At 62.0% G+C, this 16,669-nt stretch carries 16 protein-coding genes; 12 read left to right on the top strand and 4 right to left on the bottom strand.

Features of this window, described 5'->3' with window-relative positions:
• The first annotated feature begins 130 nt into the window (after window positions 1-130).
• The 7 genes from ABCR88_RS06645 to ABCR88_RS06615 all read left to right on the top strand — a co-directional run bounded on the left by ABCR88_RS06645 (window position 131) and on the right by ABCR88_RS06615 (window position 7,957).
• Complete coding sequence (locus tag ABCR88_RS06645; RefSeq protein ID WP_041116296.1) at window positions 131-772, top strand: glutathione binding-like protein; 642 nt, start codon at window positions 131-133, stop codon at window positions 770-772.
• A 234-nt stretch (window positions 773-1,006) separates the two neighbouring features.
• Window positions 1,007-3,436, top strand: a complete 2,430-nt coding sequence (locus ABCR88_RS06640; protein WP_041116295.1) for a penicillin acylase family protein — start codon at window positions 1,007-1,009, stop codon at window positions 3,434-3,436.
• 325 nt (window positions 3,437-3,761) lie between these two features.
• A complete protein-coding gene (locus ABCR88_RS06635) occupies window positions 3,762-4,544 on the top strand; it encodes a transporter substrate-binding domain-containing protein (RefSeq protein ID WP_041116294.1) in 783 nt (260 codons plus the stop codon).
• A 56-nt stretch (window positions 4,545-4,600) separates the two neighbouring features.
• Window positions 4,601-5,329 (top strand): ABC transporter permease, encoded by a 729-nt coding sequence (locus ABCR88_RS06630; protein WP_011059609.1) that lies wholly within the window; start codon window positions 4,601-4,603, stop codon window positions 5,327-5,329.
• Window positions 5,326-6,036: an ABC transporter permease gene (locus ABCR88_RS06625; RefSeq protein WP_350404262.1), complete on the top strand. Its 711-nt coding sequence runs from the start codon at window positions 5,326-5,328 to the stop codon at window positions 6,034-6,036. The genes ABCR88_RS06630 and ABCR88_RS06625 overlap by 4 nt, the downstream gene beginning before the upstream one ends.
• Before the next feature lie 23 nt (window positions 6,037-6,059).
• Window positions 6,060-7,178, top strand: a complete 1,119-nt coding sequence (locus ABCR88_RS06620) for a succinylglutamate desuccinylase/aspartoacylase family protein (RefSeq protein WP_350404260.1) — start codon at window positions 6,060-6,062, stop codon at window positions 7,176-7,178.
• A 14-nt stretch (window positions 7,179-7,192) separates the two neighbouring features.
• Entirely contained in the window at window positions 7,193-7,957 is a 765-nt protein-coding gene (locus tag ABCR88_RS06615; RefSeq protein WP_350404259.1) for an ATP-binding cassette domain-containing protein, read from the top strand.
• A gap of 52 nt (window positions 7,958-8,009) precedes the next feature.
• Here ABCR88_RS06615 and ABCR88_RS06610 read toward each other — a convergent pair whose 3' ends face one another.
• Complete coding sequence (locus ABCR88_RS06610; RefSeq protein ID WP_350404258.1) at window positions 8,010-8,222, bottom strand: hypothetical protein; 213 nt, start codon at window positions 8,220-8,222, stop codon at window positions 8,010-8,012.
• A gap of 106 nt (window positions 8,223-8,328) precedes the next feature.
• On the bottom strand, window positions 8,329-8,895 hold the full coding sequence (gene dcd, locus ABCR88_RS06605) for a dCTP deaminase (RefSeq protein ID WP_011059604.1): 567 nt from the start codon (window positions 8,893-8,895) through the stop codon (window positions 8,329-8,331).
• A gap of 352 nt (window positions 8,896-9,247) precedes the next feature.
• Here dcd and ABCR88_RS06600 point away from each other — a divergent pair, with 352 nt between their 5' ends.
• Window positions 9,248-9,457 (top strand): cold-shock protein, encoded by a 210-nt coding sequence (locus ABCR88_RS06600; RefSeq protein WP_002554837.1) that lies wholly within the window; start codon window positions 9,248-9,250, stop codon window positions 9,455-9,457.
• A gap of 104 nt (window positions 9,458-9,561) precedes the next feature.
• Here ABCR88_RS06600 and ABCR88_RS06595 read toward each other — a convergent pair whose 3' ends face one another.
• Complete coding sequence (locus tag ABCR88_RS06595; protein ID WP_041116290.1) at window positions 9,562-10,569, bottom strand: DUF481 domain-containing protein; 1,008 nt, start codon at window positions 10,567-10,569, stop codon at window positions 9,562-9,564.
• A gap of 161 nt (window positions 10,570-10,730) precedes the next feature.
• On the opposite strand from ABCR88_RS06595, the gene ABCR88_RS06590 reads away from it, so the two are divergent.
• The 4 genes from ABCR88_RS06590 (at window position 10,731) to ABCR88_RS06575 (ending at window position 15,508) form a co-directional block, all read left to right on the top strand.
• The gene (locus tag ABCR88_RS06590; protein WP_015634389.1) at window positions 10,731-11,084 is read left to right on the top strand and encodes an MGMT family protein; all 354 of its coding nucleotides are present in this window, start codon (window positions 10,731-10,733) and stop codon (window positions 11,082-11,084) included.
• Window positions 11,085-11,126: 42 nt separating this feature from the next.
• Window positions 11,127-12,692: an AmpG family muropeptide MFS transporter gene (locus ABCR88_RS06585; RefSeq protein ID WP_011059601.1), complete on the top strand. Its 1,566-nt coding sequence runs from the start codon at window positions 11,127-11,129 to the stop codon at window positions 12,690-12,692.
• A 129-nt stretch (window positions 12,693-12,821) separates the two neighbouring features.
• Entirely contained in the window at window positions 12,822-14,537 is a 1,716-nt protein-coding gene (locus tag ABCR88_RS06580; RefSeq protein ID WP_015634388.1) for a proline--tRNA ligase, read from the top strand.
• A gap of 17 nt (window positions 14,538-14,554) precedes the next feature.
• Window positions 14,555-15,508: a hypothetical protein gene (locus ABCR88_RS06575; RefSeq protein WP_011059599.1), complete on the top strand. Its 954-nt coding sequence runs from the start codon at window positions 14,555-14,557 to the stop codon at window positions 15,506-15,508.
• A gap of 64 nt (window positions 15,509-15,572) precedes the next feature.
• Here the strand turns inward: ABCR88_RS06575 and dinB are convergent, their stop codons facing one another.
• Complete coding sequence (dinB, locus tag ABCR88_RS06570; protein WP_041116288.1) at window positions 15,573-16,640, bottom strand: DNA polymerase IV; 1,068 nt, start codon at window positions 16,638-16,640, stop codon at window positions 15,573-15,575.
• Between the last annotated feature and the right edge of the window lie 29 nt (window positions 16,641-16,669).

The raw sequence follows: 16,669 nt of genomic DNA, 5'->3' as shown, positions 1-16,669 counted from the left end.
GGAGCGTCATTGAATTTTGCCGACTTCAACATCACCTTCTGTTTCAGGCAAGCCACCCATTGCACACAGGACGACCTAATGCCGGAGTTTGCTGTCGTTTAACAAGGACCCTTTCCTTTTGGAGCGCTGCATGATCGATCTGTACTACTGGACCACCCCCAACGGCCACAAGATCTCCCTGTTCCTGGAAGAAGCCGGCCTGCCCTACACCCTGTACCCGGTGAACATCGGCCTGGGTGAGCAGTTCAAGCCCGAGTTCCTGAAGATCGCGCCCAACAACCGCATTCCGGCGATCGTTGACCACCAACCCACCGATGGCGGCCAACCACTGTCGCTGTTCGAGTCCGGGGCGATCCTGTTGTACCTCGCGGAAAAGACCGGCCAGTTCCTGCCCCAGGACCTGCGCGGGCGCCAGGAAGCCCTGCAATGGCTGTTCTGGCAGATGGGCGGGCTGGGGCCGATGGCTGGGCAGAATCATCACTTCAGCCAGTTCGCCCCGGAAAAGATCCCCTACGCCATCAAACGTTATGTGGATGAAACCGCGCGGCTGTATGGCGTGCTGGACCGGCGCCTGGCGGACCGCAAGTTTGTCGCCGGCAGTGACTACAGCATTGCCGATATGGCGATCTATCCGTGGATCGCGTCGTACAAGAAACAGAGCCAGAAACTCGAGGACTTCCCTCATCTGCAGCGCTGGTTCAACAGCATCCAGGCCCGGCCGGCTACCGAGCGGGCCTATGCCCTGGTAGAGCAGGTCAATCCCGCCTCCTGAGCCTTGTTCCTGCAGGAGCTGGCCTGCCAGTCACGGTGCCCGCAAGGGCCAGCCAAGGCCAGAAGGCCTCTTCGCCGGCAAGCCGGCTCCTACGGGTTTTGCCAGGTACCGACGCGCCGGCGATCGCTATTTGCAGCGTCGTCGAGAAATACCTCCTGCCCCCGCTTGCGCGGCACTCGCCTGCTCACTAACGTAGCGCCTTTATCGACGCTACCCCCCCGCAGGAGCTTTGCCATGGCCTCGCCAGCCTTCTCACATTTTCTTCCCCGGTTCGGCGTTGCCGCGGCAGTGGCCAGTGCTTTGAGCCTGGCCGGTTGCCAGTCCTGGAACACTCAAGACACCCTGCCCCCCACCTCTGGCGTGCAGCCGCTCAAGGGCCTGGCACAGAACGTTTCCGTGCGGCGCAATGCGGTCGGCGTACCGCTGATCGAAAGCAGCAGCTTCCATGACGCCCTGTTCACCCTGGGCTATGTGCACGCCAGCGACCGCATTGGCCAGATGGTGACCCTGCGCCTGCTGGCACAGGGCCGCCTGGCCGAAATGTCCGGTGCCGACGCACTGGAAGTGGACCGCCTGATGCGCGCGATCAACCTGAAGAAAAGCGCCGATGAGCTGTACAAGGCTTCGTCGCCACGGATCAAGCGCTTCTTCGAGGTCTATGCCCGGGGCGTCAACGCCTACCTGTTCCGCTATCGCGACAAGCTGCCGCCGGACCTGGCAGCCCAGGGCTACACCCCCGAATACTGGAAAGCCGAGGATTCGGCGCTGATCTTCTGCCTGCTGAACTTCGGCCAGTCCGCCAACCTGCAAGAAGAGATCAACGCCCTGGTGCTGGCGCAGAAAGTCGGCAGCGACAAACTGCCGTGGCTGACTCCGAGCTATCCCGATGAACCCCTGCCCCTGGCCGAAGCGGACAAGCTCAAGGGCCTGAATCTCACTGTGCCGGGCCTGAACGAAGTCAGCCGCGCCATCAACCGTCTGGCCCAGCTCAACAGCCTGGGCACCCGCGGCGGCAGCAACCTGGCCATCGCCCCACAGCGCAGCCGCACCGGCCGCAGCCTGCTGGCCGCCGACAGCCACCTGCAAGCCTGGTACTACGCCCAGATCCGCGCGCCGAAATACCAGGCCGCCGGCGCTTCCATCGCTGGCCTGCCGGCGATTCTCCAGGGTTTCAACGGCAAGGTGGCCTGGAGCATGAGCTCGGTGGAGGGAGACAACCAGGACCTGTTCCTGGAAAAGCTCAAGCGCCAGGGCAACGCCCTGTACTACCAGAACAACGGCAAATGGCAGCCGGTGACCGTGCGCAACGAAACCTACTTCGTCAAAGGCCAGCGGCCGATTCGCGAAGCCGTGTACGAAACCCGCCATGGCCCGCTGCTCAACAGCGCCCTGGGGGCAGCGCTCGGTAACGGTTTCGGCTTGGCCCTGCAGACGCCGGAGCTCAAGGACGACAAGACCCTGGACGCCTTCTTCGACCTGTCCCGGGCGCAGAACGTCGAGAAGGCCTCGGATGCCAGTCGGGAAATCCGCGCCATCGCCCTGAACATGGTGTTTGCCGACGCCAGCAACATCGGCTGGCAAGTCACCGGGCGCTTCCCCAACCGCCGCGAAGGCGAAGGCTTACTGCCTTCACCAGGTTGGGATGGCCGTTACGACTGGGACGGCTACGCCGACCCGATGCTCCACCCCTACGACCAGGACCCGCCCCAGGGCTGGATCGCCACCGCCAACCAGCGAGTGATCTCGCGGGGCTACGGCATGCAGCTGTCCAATTCCTGGCACGCCCCGGAACGGGCCGAGCGCATGGCCGGTCTGGCCTCCAGCGGCAAGCAGGACAACCGCAGCCTGATCGCCCTGCAGTACGACCAAAGCACGCTGTTCGCCGCCAAACTGAAAAAGATGTTCGAAGCTCCGGGCATGGCCCAGCCGCTGAAGCAGGCCATCGAGGCCTTGCCCGATACCGAACGCGCCAAGGCCAGGGAAGCCTATAGCCGCTTACTGGCGTTCGACGGCAAGGTCAGCGCCGGCTCGGCCGACGCGGCGTTGTACGAATTGTTCCTGCAGGAGAGCACCAAGCAGATTTTCCTCGACAAGCTCGGCCCCGAGTCCGGTGACGCCTGGCAAGCCTTCGTCGCCAACGGCAACCTTTCCTACTCGGCCCAGGCCGACCACCTGCTGGGCCAGGAAGACAGCCCGTTCTGGGACGATTCGCGCACCGCGCAAAAGGAAGACAAGCCAGCCATCCTCGCCCGCAGCCTGGCAGCCGCCATCAGCTCCGGCGAGCAACTGCTGGGCGCCGACCGCAAGGCCTGGCAATGGGGCAAGCTGCACAGCTACCAGTGGACCAACGCCAATGGCCGGCAGATCCGTGGCCCGCTTCAGGCCGGGGGCGACCACAACACCATCAACAGCGCCGCGTACCGTTGGGGGCAGGACTTTGCCATCACCGATACACCGGCCCTGCGCTTGATCGTGGATTTCGGCCTCAGCGAACCCTTGATGGGCCTCAACAGCAGCGGCCAGTCCGGCAACCCGGTGAGCCCCAACTATGCCAACGGCATCGACGGCTGGCTCAAGGCCCAGTACCTGAGCCTGCCGATGCAACCGCAGAACTTCGAGCGCAGCTACGGCAAGACCCGCCTGACCCTGGTTCCAGGCAAGTAACCTTCCCCCACCCGCTTGCACGTCCTGTGCAAGCGGGCCTGCTCCAAAACGAACAGCTCACCGGCACCCTCAACCGCGCTTGGCACTGGCAGCCCTGTCAGTTCGCCCATCGTAGATTGCCCACCCCTTCGCACCTTATTGGCGCCTGCCAAAAATCACGCCCCATCTCAGCGCACGGGTTCCCTCGTGTCGCTGCTTTCCAGCGCTTTTAAAACACCTGTTCGGGACTCTGGTTCGGAAATTGCTACTTTCATTAAGTCTTATGCGGTCCAGTAACAGTACTCATGCGCCACAAGCGCTCATATTGGTTCTTAGGGATTGAATAATGAAAAAAGCATTGCTGACCCTTTCTGCATTGGCTCTCTGCATGGCCGCCGGCTCCGCGCTGGCCAAGGAATACAAGGAACTGCGCTTCGGCGTCGACCCTTCCTACGCCCCCTTCGAATCCAAGGCCGCCAACGGCAGCCTGGTGGGTTTCGACATCGACCTGGGCAATGCCATCTGTGCCGAGCTGAAGGTCAAGTGCAAGTGGGTCGAAAGTGACTTCGACGGCATGATTCCAGGCCTCAAGGCCAATAAATTCGACGGTGTGATCTCGTCCATGACCGTCACCCCGGCTCGCGAGAAAGTCATCGACTTCTCCAACGAACTGTTTTCCGGCCCCACCGCATTCGTGTTCAAGAAAGGCTCGGGCCTGAGCGAAGACACCGCCTCGCTCAAGGGCAAGACCGTCGGCTACGAGCAGGGCACCATTCAGGAAGCCTACGCCAAGGCCGTGCTGGACAAGGCCGGGGTCAAGACCCAGGCCTATCAGAACCAGGACCAGGTCTATGCCGACCTGACTTCCGGGCGCCTCGATGCCTCGATCCAGGACATGCTGCAGGCCGAACTGGGCTTCCTCAAGTCACCGCAAGGCACTGACTATGAGATCAGCAAGCCGGTGGACGACCCGCTGCTGCCGGCCAAGACCGCGGTGGGTATCTCGAAAGGTAACAAAGAACTGAAAGCGCTTCTGGATAAAGGTATCAAAGCGTTACACGATGATGGCACCTACGCCACCATCCAGAAAAAACACTTCGGTGACCTGAACCTCTACAGCGGTAAATAACCTGTCGGCGCCCATCCTCGATGGGCGCCTTTTTTATCGCTACGGGTCACAGATCGATGCTCGAAGAACTTCTAAAAAACCTGGGGCTTTCCGCGCTCAGCCTGAAGGGTTTCGGCCCTCTGCTGCTGGAAGGTACCTGGATGACCATCAAGTTGTCGGTGTTGTCGCTGCTGGTCAGCGTTTTACTGGGCCTGATCGGCGCCAGCGCCAAATTGTCCAGCGTTGCCCTGCTGCGGGTTCCGGCCCAGCTCTACACCACCCTGATCCGCGGCGTGCCGGACCTGGTCCTGATGCTGCTGATTTTCTACAGCCTGCAAACCTGGTTGACCTCCTTTACCGATTTCATGGAGTGGGACTACATCGAGATCAACCCCTTCAGCGCCGGGGTGATCACCCTGGGTTTCATCTATGGCGCCTACTTCACCGAAACCTTTCGCGGGGCGATCCTTGCCGTGCCCCGGGGCCAGGTGGAAGCCGCCACCGCCTATGGCCTGAAACGCGGCCAGCGCTTTCGCTTCGTGGTCTTTCCGCAAATGATGCGCTTTGCCCTGCCGGGCATCGGCAACAACTGGATGGTGATGCTCAAGGCCACGGCCCTGGTGTCGATCATTGGCCTGGCCGACCTGGTCAAGGCTGCCCAGGACGCCGGCAAGAGCACCTACCAACTCTTCTACTTCCTGGTTCTGGCGGCGCTGATCTACCTGTTGATCACCAGTGCCTCCAACTTTGTCCTGCGCAGGCTTGAACGGCGTTACGCCGCCGGCGCCCGGGAGGCCGTGCGATGATCGAACTCCTGCAGGAATACTGGCGTCCCTTCCTTTACAGCGATGGCTACCACGTGACCGGCCTGGCCATGACCATGTGGCTGCTCAGTGCCTCGATCTGCATCGGCTTTTTGGTGTCGATCCCGCTGTCCATCGCCCGGGTCTCGCCCAAGCGCTACATCCGCTGGCCGGTGCAGTTCTACACCTACCTGTTTCGTGGCACACCGCTCTATATCCAGTTGCTGATCTGCTACACCGGGATCTACAGCATCGCCGCGATTCGCGCACAGCCAGTCCTGGATGCGTTCTTTCGCGATGCAATGAACTGCACCATCCTTGCCTTCGCCCTGAACACCTGCGCCTACACCACGGAGATCTTCGCCGGGGCGATCCGCAGAATGGCCCACGGCGAAGTCGAAGCGGCCAAGGCCTATGGCCTGAGCGGCTGGAAGCTGTACGCCTACGTGATCATGCCCTCGGCCCTGCGCCGCTCGCTGCCCTACTACAGCAACGAAGTGATCCTGATGCTGCACTCCACCACCGTAGCCTTCACCGCGACCATTCCCGACATTCTGAAAATCGCCCGCGACGCCAACTCGGCGACCTTCCTGACATTTCAGTCGTTCGGTATCGCCGCCATCATCTACCTGTGCGTGACCTTCGCCCTGGTGGGCCTGTTCCGCCTCGCTGAACGCCGCTGGCTGGCCTTCCTCGGGCCGACCCACTAGGACTTGCTGCAGGAAAACCGTCAATGCGCCACGAGATCCACGACCTGCTCGCCCCGCTGCCGGGCACCGCGCGCCAGGTCCACAGCTTTCACTTCGGCCCGCCCCAGGCCGCCGGCAAGGTCTATATCCAGTCCTCCCTGCACGCCGACGAGTTGCCCGGCATGCTGGTGGCCTGGCACCTCAAGCAACAGCTGGCGGAGCTGGAAGCCACCGGGCGCCTGCGCCAGGAAATCGTCCTGGTGCCGGTGGCCAATCCGGTGGGCCTGGAACAGGTGCTGATGGATGTGCCTCTGGGCCGCTACCAGCTGGAAAGCGGGCAGAACTTCAACCGCGGCTTCGCCGACCTGGGCGAACAAGTCGGCGATGCCATCGAAGGGCTGCTCAATGCCGACCCTGAACACAACCTTGAACTGATCCGCCGTCACCTGATCGATGCCCTGGCGCGCCAGCGGCCGCAAACCCAACTGCAGTCCCTGCAGTTGACCCTGCAACGGCTGGCCTGCGATGCCGACATGGTGCTGGACCTGCATTGCGACTTCGAGGCTGTGGCGCATCTCTACACCACCCCCGAAGCCTGGCCCCGGGTGGAGCCGCTGGCTCGCTACCTGGGCGCCGAAGCCTGCCTGCTGGCCACCGACTCCGCGGCCTGGTCGTTCGACGAATGCTTCAGCCTGCTGTGGTGGCAACTGCAACAGCGCTTCGGCGAGCGTTTCGCCATCCCGACAGGCAGCTTTGCGGTGACCGTCGAGCTGCGCGGCCAGGGCGACGTCAACCACGGCCTGGCCAGCCTAGACTGCCAGGCCCTGATCGACTACCTGACCCGGCTTGGGGCCATCGCCGGTGAAGCGCCGCCACTGCCCGAGCTGCCCTTCCCGGCCACGCCCCTGGCCGGCGTCGAACCGGTGGCGACCCCGGTAGGCGGGCTGCTGGTGTTCAACGCCCTGCCGGGGGAATACCTGGAAGCCGGGCAACTGGTGGCCGAAATCATCGACCCGATCCACGACCGGGTCACCCCCATCCATTGCAACAACGCCGGGCTCATGTACGCCCGCTCGCTGCGACGCATGGCCACCGCAGGCATGGTGATCGCCCATGTCGCCGGTCGCGAGGCCTATCGCAGCGGTTACCTACTTTCGCCTTGAGGATGCACGCCCCCATGTACAAATTGACCGTTGAAGGCCTGCATAAATGCTATGGCGACAATGAAGTGCTCAAAGGTGTTTCCCTCAAGGCCAGGACCGGCGACGTGATCAGCCTGATCGGCGCCAGCGGCTCGGGCAAGAGCACCTTCCTGCGCTGCATCAACTTTCTCGAAACCCCGGATGACGGCGCCATGAGCCTGGATTGCCAGCAGATCCGCATGGTCAGCGACCGCCACGGCATGCACGTGGCCGACCCGGCCGAGCTGCAGCGGATTCGCACCCGCCTGGCAATGGTGTTCCAGCACTTCAACCTGTGGAGCCACATGACCGTGCTGGAAAACATCACCATGGCCCCGCGCCGGGTGCTGGGGGTCAGCCCCAGGGAGGCCGAGGAACGCGCCCGGCGTTACCTGGACAAGGTCGGCCTGCCGGCACGGGTGGCCAGCCAGTACCCGGCGTTTCTATCCGGCGGCCAGCAGCAACGGGTGGCCATCGCCCGGGCCCTGGCCATGGAGCCGGAGGTCATGCTGTTCGACGAACCCACCTCGGCCCTGGACCCGGAGCTGGTAGGCGAGGTGCTCAAGGTGATCCAGGGCCTGGCCGAAGAGGGCCGGACCATGATCATGGTCACCCACGAGATGAGTTTTGCGCGCAAGGTGTCAAGCCAGGTGCTGTTCCTGCACAAGGGCCTGGTAGAGGAAGAAGGGGCTCCGGAGGACGTGCTGGGCAACCCGAAAAGCGAGCGCTTGCAGCAGTTTCTCAGCGGCAACCTGAAGTAACAGCGGTACCGCACCCGTTCAGGCTCTGGGCCGGGCGGGCGCGGTACGGGCTTCAGGCGACAGGCACGGGAGGCGGCTCGTCGGGCAGGGTCGGTTCGCCCGGCTCGGTGGGTTCAAGGGGTTGCGGGGAATCGGGATCCGGCTGGCCGGGAATGCCACCGGCCATGCTGACGGGAGGATGCGCCAGCAGGGTCCAGGCCAGTACGCCAACCTGATTGGGTTCCAGCCTGGCCAAGGTGGCACTGATTCGCGGATCTATCTTCATGGGGGCACTCCTGAGCTGTGCCGGGTACGCCTTGCGCGTACCGGCAGTACCTCCAATAGAGTGCCTGCCGGCTCAGGAATTCCCGCTATTCGTCAGACAGACGAACTCAGGTGCGTGGCAGGGTCACGCCACGCTGGCCCTGGTATTTGCCGCCACGGTCCTTGTAGGACACTTCGCACTCTTCGTCCGACTCCAGGAACAACATCTGCGCCACGCCTTCGTTGGCGTAGATCTTCGCCGGCAAGGTGGTGGTGTTGGAGAATTCCAGGGTCACGTGGCCTTCCCACTCGGGTTCCAGCGGCGTCACGTTGACGATGATGCCGCAACGGGCATAGGTGCTCTTGCCCAGGCAGATGGTCAGCACATTGCGCGGAATGCGGAAGTACTCGACGGTGCGTGCCAGGGCAAAGGAGTTAGGCGGAATGATGCAGACGTCGCTCTTGATGTCGACGAAGCTCTTTTCATCGAAGTTCTTCGGATCGACGGTGGCCGAATTGATGTTGGTGAACACCTTGAATTCGTCGGCGCAACGCACGTCGTAGCCGTAGCTCGACACCCCGAAGGAGATCAGCCGATCCTGGCCTTCGCCACGCATCTGGCGCTCTACGAAGGGCTCGATCATGCCGTGCTCTTGCGCCATGCGGCGAATCCACTTGTCCGATTTGATGCTCATGGCGGGTGTCCTGAAATAGCGAGGTGAAAAAAAACGGTCTGGCATCTTACCGGGGCGCGAGGTCGGGTTCAAAGTCTGGGACGTTTTTCTCGCCTCACCCCACGATTTTCAAGGGCTGGGCGACGAGCGCCCCGCCGTCAGTCACGAAAACCGAGAAACCTTCGCACTGACCATTGGCACGTTCAGGAAAAAGGGTTAAGGTGGCGCCACTGTGCTGCTTGTGTCACTGAGAATCTCTACACGATGTTGAATTTCGATCCAACCATCTCCAAGAATTTTTCCTGCTCTTTGCACTCAGTCTCGGCCAGGGCTTTTCCTGAGTCGCAGTTAACTTTGTCCAAGGAGATACACCATGTCTAATCGCCAAACCGGTACCGTTAAGTGGTTCAACGATGAAAAAGGCTTCGGCTTCATCACTCCACAATCCGGTGACGACCTGTTCGTACACTTCAAAGCTATCCAATCCGACGGCTTCAAAAGCCTGAAAGAAGGCCAACAGGTTTCTTTCATCGCTACCCGCGGTCAGAAAGGCATGCAAGCTGAAGAAGTTCAAGTTATCTAACTTGTACTGATCCAGTAAAAAAGCCCCGCCCTCAACAGCGGGGCTTTTTTGTGCCCGTCACTTTTGTCGGCGCCCTCGTTGAAAAGGCGCCCATGCGTCCCGGGTTACCAGGTCACGCCAAAGCCCACGGTGTAGCGGGTCTTGTCCAGATCGCTGTCTTCGGTACCGCGGATCAGGTCTTTTTCCGCCTTGAGGTTCAATGAAGCCCAGTCGGTGACCTTGTAGCGCAGCCCCATCTCGGCATCCAGTGCATAGTCGGCCACCCCCGAAAGCGGCCGCCCCACCTCGCCATTGGTGAAGAACTCCACCCGCTTGCCGATCAGGTAACGGTTGTAGTCCCACTTCATCGCCAGGGAATAGAAGTTGTCCTTGCCGCCATCGGCGTACTCGTAATCGGTACGGTTGAGCAGCGAGCCCAGGGAGAACGCGCCCAGCTCATCATCCCAGAACTGGTAGCCGGGGCCGGTACCCACCACCCGCTGCCGCGCCAGGTCCTCGACCTTGTCCCGCTTGTAGGTCAGGCGCCCTTCCCAGAACCACTTTTGCGTGATGAAACGGTCCAGAGCGTACTCGGCGCTCCAGTTGTCCGTGGTCACCACATGATCCTGGAACTCACGGTTGTATTCGCCCTGGGCATTGTGGCGCCAGGCCCCGTGACGCGCCGAGGTCTTGAAGTCGATGTCGTAGTCATCGGTGTTCTTTTCGGCGCGCTTGTAGTCCATAGCCACATCGACGTTGCCTTTCCAGACCATGTCCTCCACCAGCGGCTTGGGCTTCATGATCTGCTGGATGCTCGCCAGCTCCACCGTCTTGGGCGCCTCGCCGTTGGCCAGGATCACCTTGCCTTCGTCCGCCGCCTGCAGCGACTTGGCCTTCTCCCCGGTGTAGGCATCCTGTTTGACCAGCAGCTCCTGGTCGCTCTCCAGAGTCTTGACCTGCTTCCAGTCAATATTGATGGCGCCGCCATAGTCGGTCTGAATCAACAGCTTGCCGCCGTCGAACACCTTGATCTTGCCACTCAGGCGATCACCGTTCTTCAACCACACGGTATCGGCCAATACAGGCATGGAGGCGCTGAGCACCGCGAAACACAGCAAAGTTCTAGGCAACATAAGCAATAGAGGACTCGATCTTGCGAAAAAAAACGGCATTATTCCTGCTGAACAAGCCTTAGTCAGGACTGACCCGGGTATTGAGAGTGAGTTCAATACTCACCCGGCTTTGATCACCACAGCCGACCAGCGTCCCTCCTCTATTATCTGGAACCGCGAATGTGACCGAACACAGCGAAGAGCCGCAAAGCCCTGCACAGATCCGACGTACGGCGCTGTACCTGACCCTGGCCCAGGTCCCCGAAGGCAGGGTGGTGAGCTACGGCCAACTGGCGGAGATGGCAGGCCTGGGGCGGGCGGCACGCTGGGTCGGGCGCACCCTCAGCCAGTTGCCCGCCGACACCAGCCTGCCCTGGCATCGAGTGCTCGGCGCCGGTGGTCGCCTGAGCTTGCCGGCCGGCAGTCCCTCGGGCGACGAGCAGCGGGCCAGACTGCGTGGCGAAGGTGTCTCTATCCTGAACAATCGCGTGGATATTCAGCGCCATGGCTGGCGCCCGGTGGAGCACAGCGGTTAGAGTGCGCGCTTTGTTTCCGTAATCTGAGGCAGACTTCAGCCCATGCCCCGTAAAACCTGGCGCGCCGCACTTGCCGCCTATGCCAGCCCCTCGACGCTCGTGCTGTTGCTGCTTGGTTTCGCCGCCGGCATGCCCTACATGCTGGTGTTCTCGACTCTTTCGGTGTGGTTGCGCGAGGCCGGTGTGGCCCGTGAAACCATCGGTTACGCCAGCCTGATCGGCCTGGCCTATGCCTTCAAGTGGGTATGGTCGCCCTTGCTCGACCAATGGCGCCTGCCCCTCCTGGGCAAGCTCGGTCGACGTCGTTCCTGGCTGGTGCTGGCGCAGACCCTGGTGATTCTCGGCCTGATCGGCATGGGTTTCTGCGACCCGCAAAAGCACCTTTCCTGGCTGATTGCCATTGCGGTGATCGTGGCATTCGCCTCGGCCACTCAGGACATCGCCATCGACGCCTACCGCCTGGAAATCGCCGACGACAGCCGCCAGGCCGCCCTGGCCGCCAGCTACATGTCCGGCTATCGGGTTGCCGTGCTGCTGGCCACTGCCGGCGCACTGTTTTTCGCCGAAGGCTTCGGCTCCACCGGTTTCAGCTACAAGCACTCGGCCTGGACCGGCACCTACGTGCTGTTCGGGGTGCTGATGATCCCGGCCCTGATCACCACCTTGCTGATGCGTGAACCCGCGGTGCCGCTGCGCACCCAACTGTCCGCCGGGCGCTACAGCTTCGCTCACCAGTTGATCTCGGTATTCGTGCTGATCGTGCTACTGGTTTCCGTCCCCGCCACCTTCACCCAGCTGTACAACACCGACTTCGCCAGTGTGATCTTCGACGGCGTCAGCCTGCTGGACCTGCTGCTGGAAGACCGCGCCTTCCTGCGGGCCATCCTCTACATCACCCTCAGCACCCTGTGCCTCTCGGCCATGGGCCGCCGGGGCCTGGCGCCGGTGCTGACGCCGGTCAACGACTTCATCCTGCGCTATCGCTGGCAAGCCTTTCTGCTACTGGGACTGATCGCCACCTATCGCATGTCGGACACGGTCATGGGCGTCATGGCCAACGTGTTCTACATCGACCAGGGTTTCACCAAAGACCAGATCGCCGGGGTCAGCAAGATCTTCGGGCTGATCATGACTCTGCTCGGCGCCGGCATGGGCGGCCTGCTGATCGTGCGGTTCGGCATCCTGCCGATCCTGTTCATCGGCGGCGCCGCATCGGCCGGGACCAACCTGCTGTTCCTCATGCTTGCCGACATGGGCCCCAACCTGAAGATGCTGATCGTCACCATTTCCCTGGACAACTTCAGTTCAGGCATGGCCACTTCAGCCTTCGTCGCCTACCTGTCGAGCCTGACCAACCTCAAGTTCTCCGCCACCCAGTACGCCCTGCTCAGTTCCATCATGCTGCTGCTGCCGCGCCTGATCGGCGGCTATTCCGGGGTCATGGTGGAAAAGTTCGGCTATCACGACTTCTTTCTCATCACCGCGATCCTCGGGGTGCCGACACTGATCCTGATCGCCATTCACTGGTTCCAGGAGAGCCGCCGCGCCGGGCCGAAACCCGAGCCCGAAAGCTCCGCCAACAGCACCGCAGTCGGCGAAGAATCCTAGAAAATCCCGGGGGTTGCGCACTTTTCGCGGTAGCCCCCGGCCCCTCCGAGCGCAATCCTGTACGCCAGCGGAACTCGCCCGTACAATGCTCCGTCACTTCCAGTCTTCAGCAACCGACAACGGCCTACCATGCGCACCAGTCAATATTTGCTCGCCACACAGAAAGAAACGCCTTCCGACGCGGTCGTGATCAGCCATCAGCTGATGCTGCGCGCCGGCATGATCCGTAAACTGGCTTCCGGCCTGTACACCTGGCTGCCGATGGGCTTGCGGGTGATGCGCAAGGTTGAAGCCATCGTTCGCGAAGAAATGAACGCCGCGGGCGCGCTTGAAGTGTTGATGCCGAGCACTCAGCCGGCTGAGCTGTGGCAGGAATCCGGTCGCTGGGAAGAATACGGCCCGGAGCTGCTGCGCTTCAAAGACCGTCACGGTCGCGATTTCTGCGCCGGCCCGACCCACGAAGAAGTGATCACCGATCTGGCTCGCAACGAGCTGAGCAGCTACAAGCAGCTGCCGCTGAACCTGTACCAGATCCAGACCAAATTCCGCGATGAAATCCGCCCACGCTTCGGTCTGATGCGCGGCCGCGAGTTCATCATGAAGGACGCCTACTCCTTCCACGCCGACCAGGCGTCCTTGCAGGTCACCTACGACCGCATGCACCAGGCTTATTGCAATGTCTTCACCCGCCTGGGCCTGAAGTTCCGCCCGGTTGAAGCGGACAACGGCTCCATCGGCGGCGCCGGCTCCCACGAATTCCACGTGCTGGCCGAATCCGGTGAAGACGATATCGTCTTCAGCAACGGCTCCGACTACGCGGCGAACATCGAGAAGGCCGAGGCCGTGCCTCGCGAAACCTCGCGTCCAGCGCCAGCCGAAGAACTGCGCCTGGTCGATACGCCAGACACCAAGACCATTGCCGCGCTGGTGGAAAAATTCAATCTGCCGATTGAAAAGACCATCAAGACCCTGATCGTCCACGCCGAAGAACCAGGCAAGCTGATTGCCCTGATCATCCGTGGCGACCACGAACTCAACGAAATCAAGGCCGCCAACCAGCCTGGCGTTGCCAGCCCGCTGGTCATGGCGTCCGATGCCGAACTGCGTGACGCCATTGGTGCCGGCGCCGGTTCTCTCGGCCCGCTGAACCTGCCGCTGCCGATCATCATCGACCGCTCGGTCGAGCTGATGAGCGACTTCGGTATCGGTGCGAACATCGACGACAAGCACTACTTCGGCGTCAACTGGGAACGCGATCTTCCGGTTCCGACCGTGGCCGACCTGCGTAACGTGGTGGCCGGCGACCCGAGCCCGGACGGCAAGGGCACCCTGGAAATCAAGCGCGGCATCGAAGTCGGGCACATCTTCCAGCTGGGCAACAAGTACAGCAAGGCGATGAAGTGCGAAGTGCTGGGCGAGAACGGCAAGCCGGTGACCCTGGAAATGGGTTGCTACGGCATTGGCGTATCCCGCGTGGTGGCTGCTGCCATCGAGCAGAACAACGATGCCAACGGCATCATCTGGAGCGACACCCTGGCGCCGTTCCAGATTGCCCTGGTGCCACTGCGCTACGAAACCGAGCAGGTTCGCGAAGCCACCGACAAGCTCTACGCGGAACTCACCGCTGCCGGCTTCGAAGTGCTGCTGGACGATCGTGACAAGAAGACCAGCCCGGGCATCAAGTTCGCGGACATGGAGCTGATCGGCATTCCTCACCGGATCGTGGTCAGCGACCGTGGCCTCGCCGAAGGCAACCTGGAATACAAGAGCCGTACCGAAGCCGAGGCGCAAGCACTGCCCGTGGCTGACGTGCTGTCCTTCCTTCAAGCCCGTATCCGTCGCTGAAACCAGATAGAGAAGTCATGTTCAAGCGAAACACCTTAAGCCTCGGGGGCGCCGCTTTATGCGGCGCCCTGCTGGTCAGCGGCTGTGCCAACCAGATGTCGCAACGCAGCGAACACGAGGAACGTGTCGAGCGCAAACTGCTCGATCACAGCCTGCAGATCGATGTCGGTGAGCCTAAGGTGCTTGAGCTGCCGCAACGCCGAGTGCGCATTCACGAACAGAAGACCTTCGAAGTCACCGAGTTCGAGGTCACCCGCCGCTACGATCGCTACACGCCCTACCAACCCTGGCGCGAGATCTACGAGATCCCGCTGGGCGCGGTGGCACTGGTGGCGGGCGTCGGGGCCAATGTGGTCAATGTGTTCGCCTTGGGCAACCTGCCGGACAGCGTGACCAAGGACTGGATCAGCTACGGCGTGTCCGGACTCAACCCGTTCATGAACATGCCGTCCCATGGCCGTGCCCAGCAGAACCTGGCAGCCATCGATGAAGTCCAGCGCGACAAGCGCCTGGAGTATTCGAGCCTGCCATGGAGCGAGCGTCCGGTGCAGGTCAAGGCCGGCAAGCAGACCTACGAGCTGAGCACCGACCGCAATGGCGTGCTGCGCTTGAACCTGCTGGACAATCCGTTTTCCGAGCAGGACCTGAATCACATCGGCAAGCTGCAGATCAGTGTCGAAGACGCTCAGGACGAAGTGCATTCGGACTCCTCCCTGAGCATCAGCAGCGGCCTGCGCAGCAAGTTGCAGGAAGCCCATGCACTGATCTACGACGACCTGGAAGATGATGAGGTGAGCCAGTGGGTGCACCGGGTCAAACGCCTGTCGGAGCTGGGCCTGGAGGAAGAAGCCAGCGAACTGGAGCAAAGCCTGATCGAGCTGACCCGCAACGATCCGGAGCTGCAGAACGAGTTCCTCAAGTCCCTGACCAAGAATGCCGGCCGCCTGGTGGCCGACCCCGGCAGCAACTGACCCCCTGTAGGAGCCGGCTTGCCGGCGAAAGCGATGCCTCGGATGGATCGCAACCGGCCAGCCCCTACAACACCCCTCGGAACAGCTCCAGCTGTTCATGACCGCCGCGCATATCCTGCAAACGCACGCCAATTCCCAGCAGGCGCACCGGCTTGCCGCCGCGCTTGAAGGCCTGGGTCAGCAATTGCCGATAACTCTCCAGGTCACGCCCCGCCCCCGCCTGTTCCAGGGTGGTCTGGGTAAAATCATGAAACTTCACTTTGACGAAAGGCTTGCCCGGCCGATAGCTGCTGTCGATGCGCGCCATGCGCCCCGCCAGGATCTCCATCAGTTCCGGCAACTTCTGCAGGCAACTGTCCAGATCCGGCAGGTCCACGTCGTAGGTATTCTCCACGCTGATCGACTGCCGCCGGCTATCGTTCTGCACTGGCCGCTCATCGATGCCCCGGGCCAGGCTCCACAGGCGCTCGCCAAAACTGCCGAACTCGCGCACCAGCGCCAGCTTGCTCCAGTCCCGCAATTGCAGGCAGTCGACAATGCCCAGGCGCCCCAGCTTGTCCGCCGTGACCTTGCCCACGCCGTGCAGCTTGCTCACTGGCAGCTCGGAGACGAAATCCTCCACCTGGTCAGGGGTGATCACAAACAGGCCGTTGGGCTTTTTCCAGTCACTGGCGATCTTCGCCAGGAATTTGTTCGGCGCCACCCCGGCCGACACGGTGATGTGCAACTGATTGGAAACCCGACGGCGAATGTCCTGGGCGATACGCGTGGCGCTGCCGGCAAAGCTCGGGCTTTCGGAAACATCCAGGTAGGCCTCGTCCAGCGACAGGGGTTCGATCAGGTCGGTGTAGTCGCGAAAGATCGTATGGATCTCTTTGGAAGCTTCCCGATAGGCCTCCATGCGCGGCTTGACGATCACCAGGTCCGGGCACAGGGTCAGGGCGTGCCGGGAGGACATGGCCGAGCGCACCCCATAGGCCCGCGCCTCATAATTGCAGGTAGCAATCACCCCCCGTCGATCCGCTGACCCGCCCACCGCCAGCGGCTTGCTGGCCAGGTGCGGGGCGTCGCGCATTTCGATGGCGGCGTAGAAGCAATCGCAGTCAATGTGGATGATTTTGCGCTGCATCATATAAAGGCAGAGATCATGGAAGGCACAGG

Origin of the sequence: Pseudomonas sp. W17 (assembly GCF_040268305.1) — a bacterium.
GTDB lineage: Bacteria > Pseudomonadota > Gammaproteobacteria > Pseudomonadales > Pseudomonadaceae > Aquipseudomonas > Aquipseudomonas protegens.
Note: the sequence above shows the minus strand (reverse complement) of the source record. Positions and strands in the feature narration are given on the sequence as shown.

Bases quoted from the DNA above. Each gene is read 5' to 3' on its own strand.
- ABCR88_RS06645 (WP_041116296.1), top strand. From the start codon at position 131: ATGATCGATCTGTACTACTGGACCACCCCCAACGGCCACAAGATCTCC.
- ABCR88_RS06640 (WP_041116295.1), top strand. From the start codon at position 1,007: ATGGCCTCGCCAGCCTTCTCACATTTTCTTCCCCGGTTCGGCGTTGCC.
- ABCR88_RS06635 (WP_041116294.1), top strand. From the start codon at position 3,762: ATGAAAAAAGCATTGCTGACCCTTTCTGCATTGGCTCTCTGCATGGCC.
- ABCR88_RS06630 (WP_011059609.1), top strand. From the start codon at position 4,601: ATGCTCGAAGAACTTCTAAAAAACCTGGGGCTTTCCGCGCTCAGCCTG.
- ABCR88_RS06625 (WP_350404262.1), top strand. From the start codon at position 5,326: ATGATCGAACTCCTGCAGGAATACTGGCGTCCCTTCCTTTACAGCGAT.
- ABCR88_RS06620 (WP_350404260.1), top strand. From the start codon at position 6,060: ATGCGCCACGAGATCCACGACCTGCTCGCCCCGCTGCCGGGCACCGCG.
- ABCR88_RS06615 (WP_350404259.1), top strand. From the start codon at position 7,193: ATGTACAAATTGACCGTTGAAGGCCTGCATAAATGCTATGGCGACAAT.
- ABCR88_RS06610 (WP_350404258.1), bottom strand. From the start codon at position 8,222: ATGAAGATAGATCCGCGAATCAGTGCCACCTTGGCCAGGCTGGAACCC.
- dcd (WP_011059604.1), bottom strand. From the start codon at position 8,895: ATGAGCATCAAATCGGACAAGTGGATTCGCCGCATGGCGCAAGAGCAC.
- ABCR88_RS06600 (WP_002554837.1), top strand. From the start codon at position 9,248: ATGTCTAATCGCCAAACCGGTACCGTTAAGTGGTTCAACGATGAAAAA.
- ABCR88_RS06595 (WP_041116290.1), bottom strand. From the start codon at position 10,569: ATGTTGCCTAGAACTTTGCTGTGTTTCGCGGTGCTCAGCGCCTCCATG.
- ABCR88_RS06585 (WP_011059601.1), top strand. From the start codon at position 11,127: ATGCCCCGTAAAACCTGGCGCGCCGCACTTGCCGCCTATGCCAGCCCC.
- ABCR88_RS06580 (WP_015634388.1), top strand. From the start codon at position 12,822: ATGCGCACCAGTCAATATTTGCTCGCCACACAGAAAGAAACGCCTTCC.
- ABCR88_RS06575 (WP_011059599.1), top strand. From the start codon at position 14,555: ATGTTCAAGCGAAACACCTTAAGCCTCGGGGGCGCCGCTTTATGCGGC.
- dinB (WP_041116288.1), bottom strand. From the start codon at position 16,640: ATGATGCAGCGCAAAATCATCCACATTGACTGCGATTGCTTCTACGCC.